This window comes from Mesobacillus jeotgali, from assembly GCF_002874535.1.
GTDB lineage: Bacteria > Bacillota > Bacilli > Bacillales > Cytobacillaceae > Mesobacillus > Mesobacillus jeotgali.
Genome location: NZ_CP025025.1, coordinates 4,566,044 through 4,581,242, shown reverse-complemented (window position 1 = coordinate 4,581,242; position 15,199 = coordinate 4,566,044). Strand labels below are relative to the sequence as shown.

Genomic DNA, 15,199 nt, shown 5'->3' with positions numbered 1-15,199 from the left:
AAGGTTGCCATTATCTCTATAGGAGTAAATCTCATCTTTAAGGTAGCACCGGGGCATGCCGGTGTCAATTAAAAGCAGGCCGCCAATGTTTGGGATTACATTTGGCGGTCCGCCATCAGCTGGTCCCTGATTAGCTTAAAGCCCTCTTTAATTTTCCGGGCTCTAACTTCTCCAATGCCCTCTACATCATCCAGTTCCTCAACGGAAGCTGCAATCATATTTGTGAATTTACTGAAACGTTTAATCAAGTTCTCGGTAATGATCATCGGCAGTCGCGGGATTTTATTCAGCATTCGATATCCTCGAGGACAGATGAATTCATCCATATGCACATATCCCTGATGCCCGAGAAGCTTAAGGATGGTAGAATCCTCGATGACTCTGGCCTTAGAAAGCTCCTGGAAACGAGCCATCACTTCTTCGGCTTTCACTTCTGGGTCTGCTGAATAATCTTTGATGACAAGCACAGCTTCTCTTTCCATTTCAGATAAAAGCTCCTGCATTTGCAGGCGGATCAGCCGCCCTTCGAGTCCGAGCTCGCTCAAATAAGTCAAAAGCTCTGTCTTGATCCTTAGTACCATTTCAAAACGATGGATAACCTGAAGCAAATCATTATAGGTAACAAGATCCTCAAATTCGAGGATTCCCAGATTGGTAATACTTTGTTCCAGGACGACCTTATACTTTTCCAGCGTCTGGATTGCCTGGTTCGCCTTCGTCAGGATGACACCGATTTCCTTCAAGGCATAGCGCAGGTGCCCCTGGTACAGGGTAATGACATTCCTTCGCTGGGAAATGGCGATGACGAGTGCCTTTGTCTGCCTCGCTACACGTTCCGCCGTCCTGTGTCTCATCCCTGTCTCAGTAGAGGGCACTCCTGTATCAGGAGCTAACTGGGCGTTGGCGAATAAGATTTTGCTTCCCGTCTCATTCAGGATGATTGCGCCATCCATCTTCGCCAGTTCATAGAGATAGCTGGGGCTGAACCTGCAGTTGATCTCAAAACCGCCGTCGACCAGGTTTTTCACTTTCTCATTGTATCCAAACACAATCAATCCACCTGTCTTGGCCCGGAGCACATTATCGATTCCATCCCTTAGAGGCGTACCTGGAGCGATAAATTGAAGGATTTCACCTAACCCTTTATCTTCAAGCTCTTTGTGTTCCAATCCATCAACCTCCCAAGGTGACTTTTAATGCATGGCTGACAGATGATACCCCGATAAGCTCAACCCCCCGTGGAGGAGTCCATCCGCCAAGATTGTTCTCCGGTAAAATAATTCTTTCAAAGCCAAGCTTCGCCGCTTCCTGGACGCGCTGTTCAATCCTCGAGACTCTCCTTACTTCCCCAGTCAGACCCACCTCGCCAATGATACAATCAGTAGCGCGGGTCGGTTTATCCCTGAAGCTTGAAGCAATGCTGACAGCCACTGCAAGGTCGATAGCCGGTTCATCCAGCTTCACTCCGCCGGCGACCTTCAAATAAGCATCCTGGTTAGCCAGCAGCAACCCGACGCGCTTCTCCAGCACCGCCATCAAAAGCGAAACGCGGTTATGGTCAATTCCGGTAGCCATCCGCCTTGGATTCCCGAAGCTTGTTGGCGAAATCAATGCCTGGATTTCAACCAATACTGGCCTCGTTCCTTCCATCGAGGCTACAACCGTTGATCCTGAAGCACCCTGGGATCTTTCCTCTAAAAAAATTTCCGAGGGATTTGCCACTTCTTCAAGACCCATTTCCTTCATCTCGAAAATACCCATTTCATTCGTGGAACCGAAACGGTTTTTGACAGCCCGGAGGATTCTGTACGTATGGTGCCTTTCCCCTTCAAAATATAGAACTGTATCCACCATATGCTCCAGCAGTCTTGGTCCGGCGATAGAACCTTCCTTTGTGACATGGCCAACGATAAAAATCGCGATTCCTTTTGTTTTCCCTATCCTCATTAACTCAGCTGTACATTCCCTTACCTGTGACACACTCCCCGGGGCAGAGGTCACTTCCGGATGGAATATGGTTTGGATTGAGTCCACTATGACAAAATCCGGGTTTGTATTTTCAATTGTCAGGCTGATTTCTTGTAGATTTGTTTCCGAATAAACAAGCAGGTTATCCGATGTGACTCCAAGGCGATCTGCTCGCAGCTTCGTTTGCCTCATCGACTCCTCACCAGAAATATATAGGACTGAATGTGCCTTTTTGGCCAACTGATAAGATACCTGAAGCAATAGTGTCGATTTACCAATACCAGGGTCCCCGCCAATCAACACAAGCGACCCCCTGACAACACCGCCGCCAAGTACGCGGTTCAACTCGTTTAAATCTGTCGTAATCCGTGGCTCGCTGACTGTTTCAATACTCGTGATCGGAGTGGCCTTTGCGGTAACACCCGTATTCCCTGTATTGGCAAAAGCTCCTCTTCTTGTCGAGCCAGTGCTTTCCACTTCCTCGACCATCTTATTCCATTGCCCGCAACCCGGACATTTCCCCATCCATTTCGGAGATTCATAGCCACATTCCTGGCACATGAATTTCGTTTTTCTTTTTGCCATTTTCTTAGCCTCTCAATAAAAAAAGTTATTATCTTTATAATAAAGCCTAACAAGTAATAAAAGAAATGATAGCGACTGATGTACCTATGTAATTTTTTCTACAAGGTTCATTTGAGGTCATGAATCCAAAATTTTTAATTCTTCAATTAAATTATGTTCATAACCATAAGCCGCAATTCCAACTATTTTTTAGAAAGGCTGTTTTCCTGCAAAACTACTTCCGCAGCCCAAATAGGCGCAGGGGCTCTTACGAGGGAAAGTGCAAATAAATCTTGTGAAACCAGATTGATTACAATTAAGTTTTTAGAAAAAAAGGGGTACACGTATTTAGTACGTATACCCCTTGTGTTAACATGTTAAGCCCACTTAGGCTTTTGCGGACTCTTCTGGAGTCTTGACGACGAACTCGCCGCCTTCGACATCAATGACCACGTTTTGTCCTGTAAGGACTGTTCCTTTAAGCAATTCCTCTGAAAGCTGGTCTTCGATATGCTTCTGGATCGCCCTGCGCAATGGACGTGCACCGTATTCTGGGTCGTAGCCTTCTTCAGAAATCTTCTCTTTAGCCGCCTCTGTAAGCTCAAGTGTGATTTCCTGTTCACTCAAACGCTTCACAAGCTGGTCGGACATCAATGTCACGATTTCTTTCAAATGTGGTTTTTCAAGTGCATGGAAGACGATGATCTCATCGATACGGTTGAGGAATTCAGGACGGAATGCTTTTTTCAGCTCCTCCATCACTTTGCCCTTCATATCTTTGTAATCCTGTTCTCCATCCTGGATATTGAAACCAACATATTTATTGCGCTTCAACGCTTCTGCACCGACATTGGATGTCAAGATCATGATTGTATTGCGGAAATCGACTGTCCGGCCCTTGGAGTCCGTCAATCGGCCATCCTCAAGTACCTGCAGCAAAATGTTGAACACATCTGGATGAGCTTTCTCAATTTCATCCAGCAGGATGACGGAATATGGCTTTCTGCGGACCTTCTCAGTCAATTGGCCGCCTTCATCATATCCGACATAGCCTGGTGGTGAACCGACAAGACGGGATGTCGAATGCTTCTCCATATACTCGGACATATCGACGCGGATCATCGCATCTTCATCTCCAAACATCGACTCTGCCAATGCTCTCGCCAATTCCGTTTTACCAACACCTGTTGGCCCAAGGAAAATGAATGAACCAATAGGACGTTTCGGATCCTTCAAGCCTGCACGAGCACGCCTTACTGCCTTGGAAACAGCTTTTACCGCTTCATCCTGGCCGATAACACGTGAGTGTAGGATTTCCTCAAGGTTCAGAAGTTTATCTGTCTCTGTTTGTGCGAGTTTAGAAACAGGGATATTCGTCCAGCTGGACACCACATGAGCGATGTCTTCCACTGTCACTTCACTGTTTTCCTTGCCCTGCTTTTCTTTCCATGATTTCTTCGTATTTTCAAGCTGTTCACGAAGACGCTGTTCTGTATCTCTTAATGAAGCAGCCTTTTCAAACTCCTGGCTTTGTACAGAAGCATCCTTCTCCTTGCGCACTTCCTCCAGCTTCACCTCAAGCTCCTTAAGGTTTGGCGGAGTGGTATAAGAGCGCAGGCGAACCTTTGAACCAGCTTCATCAATTAAGTCAATCGCTTTATCCGGAAGGAAGCGGTCTGAGATGTAGCGGTCCGATAATTTTACCGCCGCATCAATTGCCTCATCCGTAATCGATACTCTGTGGTGAGCTTCATAGCGGTCGCGAAGACCTTTTAAGATTTGTACAGACTCTTCTGCTGTTGGTTCATCCACTGTAATCGGCTGGAAACGTCGTTCTAGCGCAGCATCTTTCTCGATGTATTTACGGTACTCATCAAGTGTTGTCGCGCCGATACACTGCAGTTCACCGCGAGCCAATGAAGGCTTCAGGATATTGGATGCGTCGATCGCACCCTCTGCACCGCCGGCACCGATCAGTGTATGAAGCTCATCGATGAAAAGAATGATATTTCCGGCCTGACGAATTTCGTCCATGACCTTCTTTAGGCGGTCCTCAAATTCACCGCGATATTTTGTTCCTGCAACCACAGTTCCCATATCCAGCGTCATGACACGCTTGTCACGCAGGATTTCCGGTACCTCGTTATTCACAATTTGCTGTGCCAATCCTTCCGCAATCGCTGTTTTACCTACACCAGGCTCCCCGATCAAGACAGGGTTGTTCTTCGTCCGGCGGCTTAACACTTCGATTACACGCTGGATTTCCTTGCTGCGGCCGATGACCGGATCAAGGCTGCCTTCCCTGGCGATTGCTGTTAAGTCTCTTGCAAGGCTATCAAGTGTAGGAGTATTGGCATTAGCCGTTCCGCCTCCCTGATGACCTGAAGTTTCATTGCTTCCAAGCAGCTGTAGAACCTGCTGGCGTGCTTTGTTCAAGCTTACACCAAGGTTGTTCAGCACTCTTGCAGCCACGCCCTCTCCCTCACGGATCAATCCGAGAAGGATATGTTCTGTGCCTACATAGGAATGGCCCAACTTCCTTGCCTCATCCATGGAAAGCTCGATGACCTTTTTAGCTCTTGGTGTATAGTGGATTGTCTGGGAAGTTTCCTGGCCGCGGCCAATCAGGTTTTCTACTTCCTTCTGGATTTTCTCCGCACCAAGGCCAAGTCCATAAAGCGCCTTTGCCGCAATGCCCTCTCCCTCACGCACAAGGCCAAGCAAGATGTGTTCTGTACCGATATTGTTATGTCCAAGGCGGATTGCCTCTTCCTGTGCGAGTGCCAATACTTTTTGTGCCCTCTCGGTAAATCGTCCAAACATCATAAGATCATCCTCCTGACTCGTCTTTTGTTTCCATTTTCAATCGTTCTCTTATTAAAGCAGCCCTGCGGATATCCCGTTCATTCGGTCTTAAAGGTCCTCCCGCATATTGCTGCAAAAACCCAGGCTGAGTTAATATCATCAATTCATTCAAAATCGATTTGGATATATTTTTTATAAAGCCCATATCTATTCCAAGCCTTAAATCAGAAAGGCAGCGGGCGGCTTCCTTCGTTTCGATGATCCTGCTATAGGCAAGTGTCCCATATGATCGAAACACTCTGTCTTCTAATTGTATGTTCGAAGTCTTCGCTAATGCTTCCCGCGCTGACCTTTCCTGAGATATAATCTGGCTTACGACACTTTTTAAATCGTCTACGATGTCTTCTTCCGATTTTCCGAGTGTAATTTGGTTCGAGATTTGAAAAATATTGCCGAGCGCTTCACTGCCCTCGCCGTAAATACCTCTTACCACTAAACCAAGCTGGTTAATCGCCGGGACGATTCTGTTCATTTGCTGTGTCAGAACCAGACCAGGCAGGTGCATCATCACTGATGCCCTTAGGCCAGTTCCTACGTTCGTAGGACAGCTGGTCAAATAGCCGAACTTCTCATCAAACGCATAATTGACATAATCCTCAAGCCAGTCATCGATTTCATTGGCAGCCCTTAGAGCCTCACTAAGCTGGAAGCCCGGGAATAAACACTGAATCCTAACATGGTCTTCCTCATTGATCATGATGCTCACTTCTTCATTATCAGATAGTAAGACGGCACCATGAACGGAGTTTTCTGCTAGATTCGGACTGATCAAATGCTTCTCGACTAACACCCTTTTCTGCAAAGGCGGAATTTCATCCATTTTGATCATTTCCAACTTACCGAAGGCAGCTGCTGATGTATTAGCGGCACGTTCCATGATGGCACCTACCACTGCTTCTGCCTCTCCATTGGTGAATAGAGTCGGAAAGTTATATTCATCAAGATTCCTTGCAAACCGGATACGAGAGCTAAGGACAATATCTGAATCAGGTCCATCATCACTCATCCAGGAGCTTACAGCCTGATTGATAAACTTCTCCAATGACAAGGCTACTCCCCTCCCTCTTGACCTGCTGACAATTTCCTTTCAAGTTCCCTGATCTGGTCCCTTGTCTCAGCAGCTTTCTCAAATTCCTCTGCAGAAATCAGGCTTTTCAGAGTTTGCTTAAGCTGATCTATTGTCTTCCTTACATGAAGGTCCCCGCCGACTCTTTTAGGGATCTTTCCATTATGCATGGAATTACCACTATGGAGCCTCCTTACAATCGGGGTCAATTGTTCGCGAAAAGCATCATAGCAAGTCGCACAGCCAAACCGGCCTACTTTCACAAACTGCGGAAAAGACATCGAACATTGCGGGCACTGGGCAACTTGCTCAGCTTCAAATTCTTTTTTCTGTTCCGGAAAAGCAGGTTCCATATTCAATAATCCGGCAAGTAAGCTATTGATCGAAAAAGCAGGGCCGTTGTTCATCATAAACAGTTCGCCTTTTTCTTGTGCGCATATTTCACACAAGTGCAATTCCGTTTTTTCACCATTTGAATAATTCGTGAAGTGCAGCGTTGCCGGCCTTTGATTACACTCTTGGCAGATCATGCCCTCACCTCTTTATCTGCTTTGATATTATTTATACTTCAATGCCATCAGCATTGCCTTCAGCATTCTCGCACGCAACTCATCACGATGCGGCAGCTCTATATACAGGACGGACCTGTCGAGCACACTCAGCATGATCTTTGCTTCGCGGTCAGTAACTACATCCTCCTCCACGAGACGGAAGATGACATGCTCAGCGCTGCTTTGCGATATTCGTGTCTGAATCAAAGACAGTAAATCATCAATCAAATGTGCATGATCATAAGCCTGGACTTTGATGATACGGATGTAGCCGCCTCCACCCCGTTTACTCTCAACAAGATAACCCCGTTCAATCGTGAACCTTGTATTGATGACATAATTAATCTGGGACGGAACGCACTGAAATTTATCGGCGATTTCACTTCGTTTGATTTCAACGATGTCCTTATCGCTCATTTCTAAAACCTGCTTAAGGTAATGTTCTATGATGTCCGATATATTCCTCACTAAACCTCCCCCAATCTGACTTTGACTATATTTGACGTTAATTATACAAAAAATTTTTTTCCGTTGCAATGAAAGCAGCCTGAATTATGTTCGTCAAAATTATGTATGCCAAAACATGACAATAAGGGGTGTGTTGGTTATTATACCCATTTTGTAACATGTGGAAACTTGTATCTGGGCACATCAAATAAAAATTTGTGCAGGACCAGCTTTTATGCGTAGGAGTCGGTACTTAATTGGTTAGACGGCAATGTGGCTAGCATATTATCTCTACTAGTAAGCATTCTTTCACGAAGAGGCTAAATGCTGATATATTTTATTTTCTGGGGAACTCACCTGTGCCTGTATAAACGCTCTCCACTAACTTAATAAATTGCCAAAGAATATAATGATAACTAAAAATGCAGATAACCCTAAAGTCAGGATGATCGTCGAAAAACTCCTTGCCATACCCTTCCAATCTTCCATACCTGCCATTCCTGTAAGCCCCATTACAAAAGTAAGCAAGGTTAGATATAATAGCAGGACGAATGGATGTGTGCCTAATATGGTGTAATCGACAGGTCCCGTGGAGGAAATTATCAAAAAGAGTAAGATCCAGCTTGTTGAAAAAATGAATGACCAAATATTCAATTGCTTATTCATTTCTTTCCTCCTATTAGACTTCGGTTTAAATATAAATTAATCTTCGTAGATTTCTTAAAGTGGTTGAAAATAAACAATTTACTCTTTCATATCAACAAATCCGGTTTGTTATCCCAACCACTTTTAAAAAAACTAAAAGTAATTAGATCTTCTTCAGAATGATCGTAGAGCAACTGGGAAGACCAGAAATGTGCTCTGGTTGTTAAATAAATTCCACAAAAAATGCGTTAATCCTTCTTGGATTAACGCACCAGGAGTTTATGGCTGACAAGCAACTACTTGTCCGATGATGTATCAGGTTCGGACAGCTTTTTGCTCTATTCCTCTAAACTTGTCTGAAGTTATCTCTTCTTCTGACAGCTTTTCGCACTCTACCTCTAAACTTGTCCGAAGTTGCTCCTTCTTCTGACAGCTTTTTGCGCTTTTCCTCTAATCTTGTCCAAAGTTACTCCTTCTTCTGACCACTTTACGTGCTCTTCCACCAAACTTGTTCGAAGTTGCTCCAAGTTCGGACAGCTTTTGGGGTTCTTCCGGTAATCTTGTCCGAAGTTGCTTCTACTTCTGACAGCTTTTGGAGTTCTTGCTACATTCTTGTCCGAAGTTGCCTCAGGTTCGGACAGCTTTTCGTACTTTTCCTTCAGGCTTGTCTGAAGTAGCCATTGCTTCTACCCGGGGGTTACTAATTATTCTAGTTTCCTATCCCTTTCTCACTTCCATTTGTTCTATCGACTTTTCTACAAACAAAAAAAGAACAGCCATTACAGCTGTTCTTTCGTGTGCCCGGCGGCGTCCTACTCTCACAGGGGGAAACCCCCAACTACCATCGGCGCTGAGAAGCTTAACTTCCGTGTTCGGTATGGGAACGGGTGTGACCTTCTCGCCATCGCCACCAGACTATTTGATTGAGGTTGTTTGCACCCTCAAAACTAGATAATTGTAAGAAGAAAACAAGAGAAACGAGTAATCTATTTGGTTAAGTCCTCGAACGATTAGTATCAGTCAGCTCCACACGTCACCGCGCTTCCACCTCTGACCTATCAACCTGATCATCTTTCAGGGTTCTTACTAGCTTGCGCTATGGGAAATCTCATCTTGAGGGGGGCTTCATGCTTAGATGCTTTCAGCACTTATCCCGTCCGCACATAGCTACCCAGCGATGCCTTTGGCAAGACAACTGGTACACCAGCGGTGCGTCCATCCCGGTCCTCTCGTACTAAGGACAGCTCCTCTCAAATTTCCTGCGCCCACGACGGATAGGGACCGAACTGTCTCACGACGTTCTGAACCCAGCTCGCGTACCGCTTTAATGGGCGAACAGCCCAACCCTTGGGACCGACTACAGCCCCAGGATGCGATGAGCCGACATCGAGGTGCCAAACCTCCCCGTCGATGTGGACTCTTGGGGGAGATAAGCCTGTTATCCCCGGGGTAGCTTTTATCCGTTGAGCGATGGCCCTTCCATGCGGAACCACCGGATCACTAAGCCCGACTTTCGTCCCTGCTCGACTTGTAGGTCTCGCAGTCAAGCTCCCTTGTGCCTTTACACTCTGCGAATGATTTCCAACCATTCTGAGGGAACCTTTGGGCGCCTCCGTTACTCTTTAGGAGGCGACCGCCCCAGTCAAACTGCCCACCTGACACTGTCTCCCGCCCCGATCAGGGGCGTGGGTTAGAATTTCAATACAGCCAGGGTAGTATCCCACCGACGCCTCCACCGAAGCTGGCGCTCCGGTTTCTCAGGCTCCTACCTATCCTGTACAAGCTGTACCAAAATTCAATATCAGGCTACAGTAAAGCTCCACGGGGTCTTTCCGTCCTGTCGCGGGTAACCTGCATCTTCACAGGTACTATAATTTCACCGAGTCTCTCGTTGAGACAGTGCCCAGATCGTTACGCCTTTCGTGCGGGTCGGAACTTACCCGACAAGGAATTTCGCTACCTTAGGACCGTTATAGTTACGGCCGCCGTTTACTGGGGCTTCGATTCAGAGCTTCGCGTGAGCTAACCCCTCCTCTTAACCTTCCAGCACCGGGCAGGCGTCAGCCCCTATACTTCGCCTTGCGGCTTCGCAGAGACCTGTGTTTTTGCTAAACAGTCGCCTGGGCCTATTCACTGCGGCTCATCTAGGCTATTCACCCAAATGAGCACCCCTTCTCCCGAAGTTACGGGGTCATTTTGCCGAGTTCCTTAACGAGAGTTCTCTCGCTCACCTTAGGATTCTCTCCTCGCCTACCTGTGTCGGTTTGCGGTACGGGCACCTTTTATCTCGCTAGAGGCTTTTCTTGGCAGTGTGGAATCAGGAACTTCGGTACTATATTTCCCTCGCTGTCACAGCTCAGCCTTCACGCAAGCGGGATTTGCCTCACTTGCAGCCTAACTGCTTAGACGCGCATATCCGACAGCGCGCTTACCCTATCCTACTGCGTCCCCCCATTGCTCAAACGATAAAGAGGTGGTACAGGAATATCAACCTGTTGTCCATCGCCTACGCCTTTCGGCCTCGGCTTAGGTCCCGACTAACCCTGAGAGGACGAGCCTTCCTCAGGAAACCTTAGGCATTCGGTGGATGGGATTCTCACCCATCTTTCGCTACTCATACCGGCATTCTCACTTCTAAGCGCTCCACCAGTCCTTACGGTCTGACTTCAACGCCCTTAGAACGCTCTCCTACCACTGACATCTAAGATGTCAATCCACAGCTTCGGTGATACGTTTAGCCCCGGTACATTTTCGGCGCAGAGTCACTCGACCAGTGAGCTATTACGCACTCTTTAAATGGTGGCTGCTTCTAAGCCAACATCCTGGTTGTCTAAGCAACTCCACATCCTTTTCCACTTAACGTATACTTTGGGACCTTAGCTGGTGGTCTGGGCTGTTTCCCTTTTGACTACGGATCTTATCACTCGCAGTCTGACTCCCACGGATAAGTCTTTGGCATTCGGAGTTTGTCTGAATTCGGTAACCCGATGAGGGCCCCTAGTCCAAACAGTGCTCTACCTCCAAGACTCTTACAACGTGAGGCTAGCCCTAAAGCTATTTCGGAGAGAACCAGCTATCTCCAAGTTCGATTGGAATTTCTCCGCTACCCACACCTCATCCCCGCACTTTTCAACGTGCGTGGGTTCGGGCCTCCAGTTGGTGTTACCCAACCTTCACCCTGGACATGGGTAGATCACCTGGTTTCGGGTCTACGACCACATACTCATTCGCCCTATTCAGACTCGCTTTCGCTGCGGCTCCGTCTTCTCAACTTAACCTTGCATGTAATCGTAACTCGCCGGTTCATTCTACAAAAGGCACGCCATCACCCATGAACGGGCTCTGACTACTTGTAGGCACACGGTTTCAGGATCTCTTTCACTCCCCTTCCGGGGTGCTTTTCACCTTTCCCTCACGGTACTGGTTCACTATCGGTCACTAGGGAGTATTTAGCCTTGGGAGATGGTCCTCCCAGCTTCCGACGGGATTTCTCGTGTCCCGCCGTACTCAGGATCCACTCAGGAGGGAACGAAGTTTCAACTACAGGGTTTTTACCTTCTCTGACGGGCCTTTCCAGACCACTTCATCTACCCCGTTCCTTTGTAACTCCATGTTGAGTGTCCTACAACCCCAAGAGGCAAGCCTCTTGGTTTGGGCTATGTCCCGTTTCGCTCGCCGCTACTCAGGGAATCGCGTTTGCTTTCTCTTCCTCCGGGTACTTAGATGTTTCAGTTCCCCGGGTCTGCCTTCAATACCCTATGTATTCAGGTAAAGATACTGTTCCATTACGAACAGTGGGTTTCCCCATTCGGAAATCTCCGGATCAAAGCTTACTTACAGCTCCCCGAAGCATATCGGTGTTAGTCCCGTCCTTCATCGGCTCCTAGTGCCAAGGCATCCACCGTGCGCCCTTTCTAACTTAACCTAAAAGGTCATTTCTCTATTGAATAGAGAGAAAAACTAAAATGGCGATCACTCGGTTTTTTCTTGGTTCTTCTTACTTACGATTATCTAGTTTTCAAGGAACAAAAAAGCTTTGAGGGAATTGCTCCCTCAAAACTAAACAAACAAGCGTACAACAGTACGAATCGAAAGATTCGCATTCCGATTGCCTTTACGGCAATATCCTTAGAAAGGAGGTGATCCAGCCGCACCTTCCGATACGGCTACCTTGTTACGACTTCACCCCAATCATCTGTCCCACCTTAGGCGGCTGGCTCCAAAAGGTTACCCCACCGACTTCGGGTGTTACAAACTCTCGTGGTGTGACGGGCGGTGTGTACAAGGCCCGGGAACGTATTCACCGCGGCATGCTGATCCGCGATTACTAGCGATTCCGGCTTCATGCAGGCGAGTTGCAGCCTGCAATCCGAACTGAGAATGGATTTATGGGATTGGCTCGACCTCGCGGCTTCGCGACCCTTTGTTCCATCCATTGTAGCACGTGTGTAGCCCAGGTCATAAGGGGCATGATGATTTGACGTCATCCCCACCTTCCTCCGGTTTGTCACCGGCAGTCACCTTAGAGTGCCCAACTGAATGCTGGCAACTAAGATCAAGGGTTGCGCTCGTTGCGGGACTTAACCCAACATCTCACGACACGAGCTGACGACAACCATGCACCACCTGTCACTCTGTCCCCCGAAGGGGAACGCCCTATCTCTAGGGTTGTCAGAGGATGTCAAGACCTGGTAAGGTTCTTCGCGTTGCTTCGAATTAAACCACATGCTCCACCGCTTGTGCGGGCCCCCGTCAATTCCTTTGAGTTTCAGCCTTGCGGCCGTACTCCCCAGGCGGAGTGCTTAATGCGTTTGCTGCAGCACTAAAGGGCGGAAACCCTCTAACACTTAGCACTCATCGTTTACGGCGTGGACTACCAGGGTATCTAATCCTGTTCGCTCCCCACGCTTTCGCGCCTCAGCGTCAGTTACAGACCAGAGAGCCGCCTTCGCCACTGGTGTTCCTCCACATCTCTACGCATTTCACCGCTACACGTGGAATTCCGCTCTCCTCTTCTGCACTCAAGTTCCCCAGTTTCCAATGACCCTCCCCGGTTGAGCCGGGGGCTTTCACATCAGACTTAAGGAACCGCCTGCGCGCGCTTTACGCCCAATAATTCCGGACAACGCTTGCCACCTACGTATTACCGCGGCTGCTGGCACGTAGTTAGCCGTGGCTTTCTGGTCAGGTACCGTCAAGGTACCGGCAGTTACTCCGATACTTGTTCTTCCCTGACAACAGAACTTTACGACCCGAAGGCCTTCATCGTTCACGCGGCGTTGCTCCGTCAGACTTTCGTCCATTGCGGAAGATTCCCTACTGCTGCCTCCCGTAGGAGTCTGGGCCGTGTCTCAGTCCCAGTGTGGCCGATCACCCTCTCAGGTCGGCTACGCATCGTTGCCTTGGTGAGCCGTTACCTCACCAACTAGCTAATGCGCCGCGGGCCCATCTGTAAGTGACAGCCGAAACCGTCTTTCAGCTTTCCCTCATGTGAGGGAAAGGATTATCCGGTATTAGCTCCGGTTTCCCGAAGTTATCCCAGTCTTACAGGCAGGTTGCCCACGTGTTACTCACCCGTCCGCCGCTGATCTTCAAAAGCAAGCTAATGAAGATCCGCTCGACTTGCATGTATTAGGCACGCCGCCAGCGTTCGTCCTGAGCCAGGATCAAACTCTCCAAGAAAGAGTTATGAGTTAGCTCATAAAGTTAAAACGTTGGCTCATGTTCTTCTATAATAGAAGTCATGATAATTTATTGTTTGTTGACGCTTGTTTGTTTAGTTTTCAAAGAACAATTCACCGACCAACTCATCACGTCAGCTTTATTATACTAACATGTATGATTCATATGGTCAAATGATTTTTTATGGTGGAGCCTAGCGGGATCGAACCGCTGACCTCCTGCGTGCAAGGCAGGCGCTCTCCCAGCTGAGCTAAGGCCCCAGATTAAATTAAGATGGTCGGGAAGACAGGATTCGAACCTGCGACCCCTTGGTCCCAAACCAAGTGCTCTACCAAGCTGAGCTACTCCCCGTTATATGAGAAAAAATAATGGCGCGCCCGAAAGGAGTCGAACCCATAACCTTCTGATCCGTAGTCAGACGCTCTATCCAATTGAGCTACGGGCGCATATTTAATAGTTTTTAGCTAACTTGGTGCCGAGGACCGGAATCGAACCGGTACGGTAGTCACCTACCGCAGGATTTTAAGTCCTGTGCGTCTGCCAGTTCCGCCACCCCGGCTAAGAAATGGAGCGGAAGACGGGATTCGAACCCGCGACCCCAACCTTGGCAAGGTTGTATTCTACCACTGAACTACTTCCGCATTTATGGAAAGTTATTTTGCTGCCGCAAAAAACTATGGTGCGGGTGAAGGGAGTCGAACCCCCACGCCTTGCGGCGCCAGATCCTAAGTCTGGTGCGTCTGCCAATTCCGCCACACCCGCATATTGAATTTATTCCGCCGAAGCAGAAATTAAGGAAGATTATTTTTGCTGGCGCAAAAAAATCTTGGTGAGCCATGAAGGACTCGAACCTTCGACCCTCTGATTAAAAGTCAGATGCTCTACCGACTGAGCTAATGGCTCGTACAAAAGGTGCCGGCAAGAGGACTTGAACCCCCAACCTACTGATTACAAGTCAGTTGCTCTACCAATTGAGCTACACCGGCATAGTGTGTAAAAGTTATTAATATTGAACCCTGGACAAGTATTCGTCGTCCTGATCTCAGTAAGCATAATCAAGCAGCAGCTCGATCAGTACGCTGATGTTTCTCAAAGGAGCATATTCGTTCGTGCTCTACCAATTGAGCTACACCGGCATTTATATTTTCTTTGTAGAGAATATATGGTGGAGGATGACGGGATCGAACCGCCGACCCTCTGCTTGTAAGGCAGATGCTCTCCCAGCTGAGCTAATCCTCCATATATATGCCCGGCGGCGTCCTACTCTCACAGGGGGAAACCCCCAACTACCATCGGCGCTGAGAAGCTTAACTTCCGTGTTCGGTATGGGAACGGGTGTGACCTTCTCGCCATCGCCACCAGACTATTTGATTGAGGTTTTAGTTATTTTGCTTCGCAAAAAACTTTGTTC

The 15,199-nt window shown here is 47.9% G+C and carries 7 protein-coding genes, 9 tRNA genes and 4 rRNA genes; all 20 read right to left on the bottom strand.

Annotation, left to right across the window (positions count from 1 at the left end):
• Positions 1–95: 95 nt before the first annotated feature.
• A complete protein-coding gene (disA, locus tag CD004_RS22835) occupies positions 96–1,169 on the bottom strand; it encodes a DNA integrity scanning diadenylate cyclase DisA (protein WP_102264838.1) in 1,074 nt (357 codons plus the stop codon).
• A gap of 4 nt (positions 1,170–1,173) precedes the next feature.
• Complete coding sequence (gene radA, locus CD004_RS22830; RefSeq protein ID WP_102264837.1) at positions 1,174–2,553, bottom strand: DNA repair protein RadA; 1,380 nt, start codon at positions 2,551–2,553, stop codon at positions 1,174–1,176.
• A gap of 366 nt (positions 2,554–2,919) precedes the next feature.
• On the bottom strand, positions 2,920–5,358 hold the full coding sequence (gene clpC, locus CD004_RS22825) for an ATP-dependent protease ATP-binding subunit ClpC (RefSeq protein ID WP_102264836.1): 2,439 nt from the start codon (positions 5,356–5,358) through the stop codon (positions 2,920–2,922).
• Positions 5,359–5,362: 4 nt separating this feature from the next.
• The gene (locus tag CD004_RS22820; RefSeq protein ID WP_102264835.1) at positions 5,363–6,445 is read right to left on the bottom strand and encodes a protein-arginine kinase McsB; all 1,083 of its coding nucleotides are present in this window, start codon (positions 6,443–6,445) and stop codon (positions 5,363–5,365) included.
• 2 nt (positions 6,446–6,447) lie between these two features.
• Positions 6,448–6,993, bottom strand: a complete 546-nt coding sequence (locus tag CD004_RS22815; RefSeq protein ID WP_102264834.1) for a protein-arginine kinase activator protein McsA — start codon at positions 6,991–6,993, stop codon at positions 6,448–6,450.
• A 27-nt stretch (positions 6,994–7,020) separates the two neighbouring features.
• Entirely contained in the window at positions 7,021–7,482 is a 462-nt protein-coding gene (locus CD004_RS22810) for a CtsR family transcriptional regulator (RefSeq protein ID WP_102264833.1), read from the bottom strand.
• Positions 7,483–7,842: 360 nt separating this feature from the next.
• Entirely contained in the window at positions 7,843–8,127 is a 285-nt protein-coding gene (locus tag CD004_RS22805) for a hypothetical protein (RefSeq protein WP_102264832.1), read from the bottom strand.
• A 778-nt stretch (positions 8,128–8,905) separates the two neighbouring features.
• A 5S ribosomal RNA gene (gene rrf, locus CD004_RS22800) occupies positions 8,906–9,021 on the bottom strand.
• A 75-nt stretch (positions 9,022–9,096) separates the two neighbouring features.
• Positions 9,097–12,031: ribosomal RNA gene (locus tag CD004_RS22795) — 23S ribosomal RNA — on the bottom strand.
• A 207-nt stretch (positions 12,032–12,238) separates the two neighbouring features.
• A 16S ribosomal RNA gene (locus CD004_RS22790) occupies positions 12,239–13,788 on the bottom strand.
• A gap of 184 nt (positions 13,789–13,972) precedes the next feature.
• Positions 13,973–14,048, bottom strand: a tRNA-Ala gene (locus CD004_RS22785).
• A gap of 14 nt (positions 14,049–14,062) precedes the next feature.
• Positions 14,063–14,139, bottom strand: a tRNA-Pro gene (locus CD004_RS22780).
• Between the two features lie 18 nt (positions 14,140–14,157).
• Positions 14,158–14,234 (bottom strand) — tRNA-Arg (locus CD004_RS22775).
• A 24-nt stretch (positions 14,235–14,258) separates the two neighbouring features.
• Positions 14,259–14,347, bottom strand: a tRNA-Leu gene (locus tag CD004_RS22770).
• Positions 14,348–14,354: 7 nt separating this feature from the next.
• Positions 14,355–14,429, bottom strand: a tRNA-Gly gene (locus CD004_RS22765).
• A 36-nt stretch (positions 14,430–14,465) separates the two neighbouring features.
• A tRNA-Leu gene (locus tag CD004_RS22760) sits at positions 14,466–14,550 on the bottom strand.
• A gap of 65 nt (positions 14,551–14,615) precedes the next feature.
• A tRNA-Lys gene (locus tag CD004_RS22755) sits at positions 14,616–14,691 on the bottom strand.
• A 10-nt stretch (positions 14,692–14,701) separates the two neighbouring features.
• Positions 14,702–14,774, bottom strand: a tRNA-Thr gene (locus tag CD004_RS22750).
• Positions 14,775–14,951: 177 nt separating this feature from the next.
• Positions 14,952–15,027: transfer RNA gene (locus CD004_RS22745), tRNA-Val, on the bottom strand.
• Positions 15,028–15,035: 8 nt separating this feature from the next.
• A 5S ribosomal RNA gene (rrf, locus tag CD004_RS22740) occupies positions 15,036–15,151 on the bottom strand.
• The 16S, 23S and 5S rRNA genes sit together here with 9 tRNA genes alongside, the layout of an rRNA operon.
• Between the last annotated feature and the right edge of the window lie 48 nt (positions 15,152–15,199).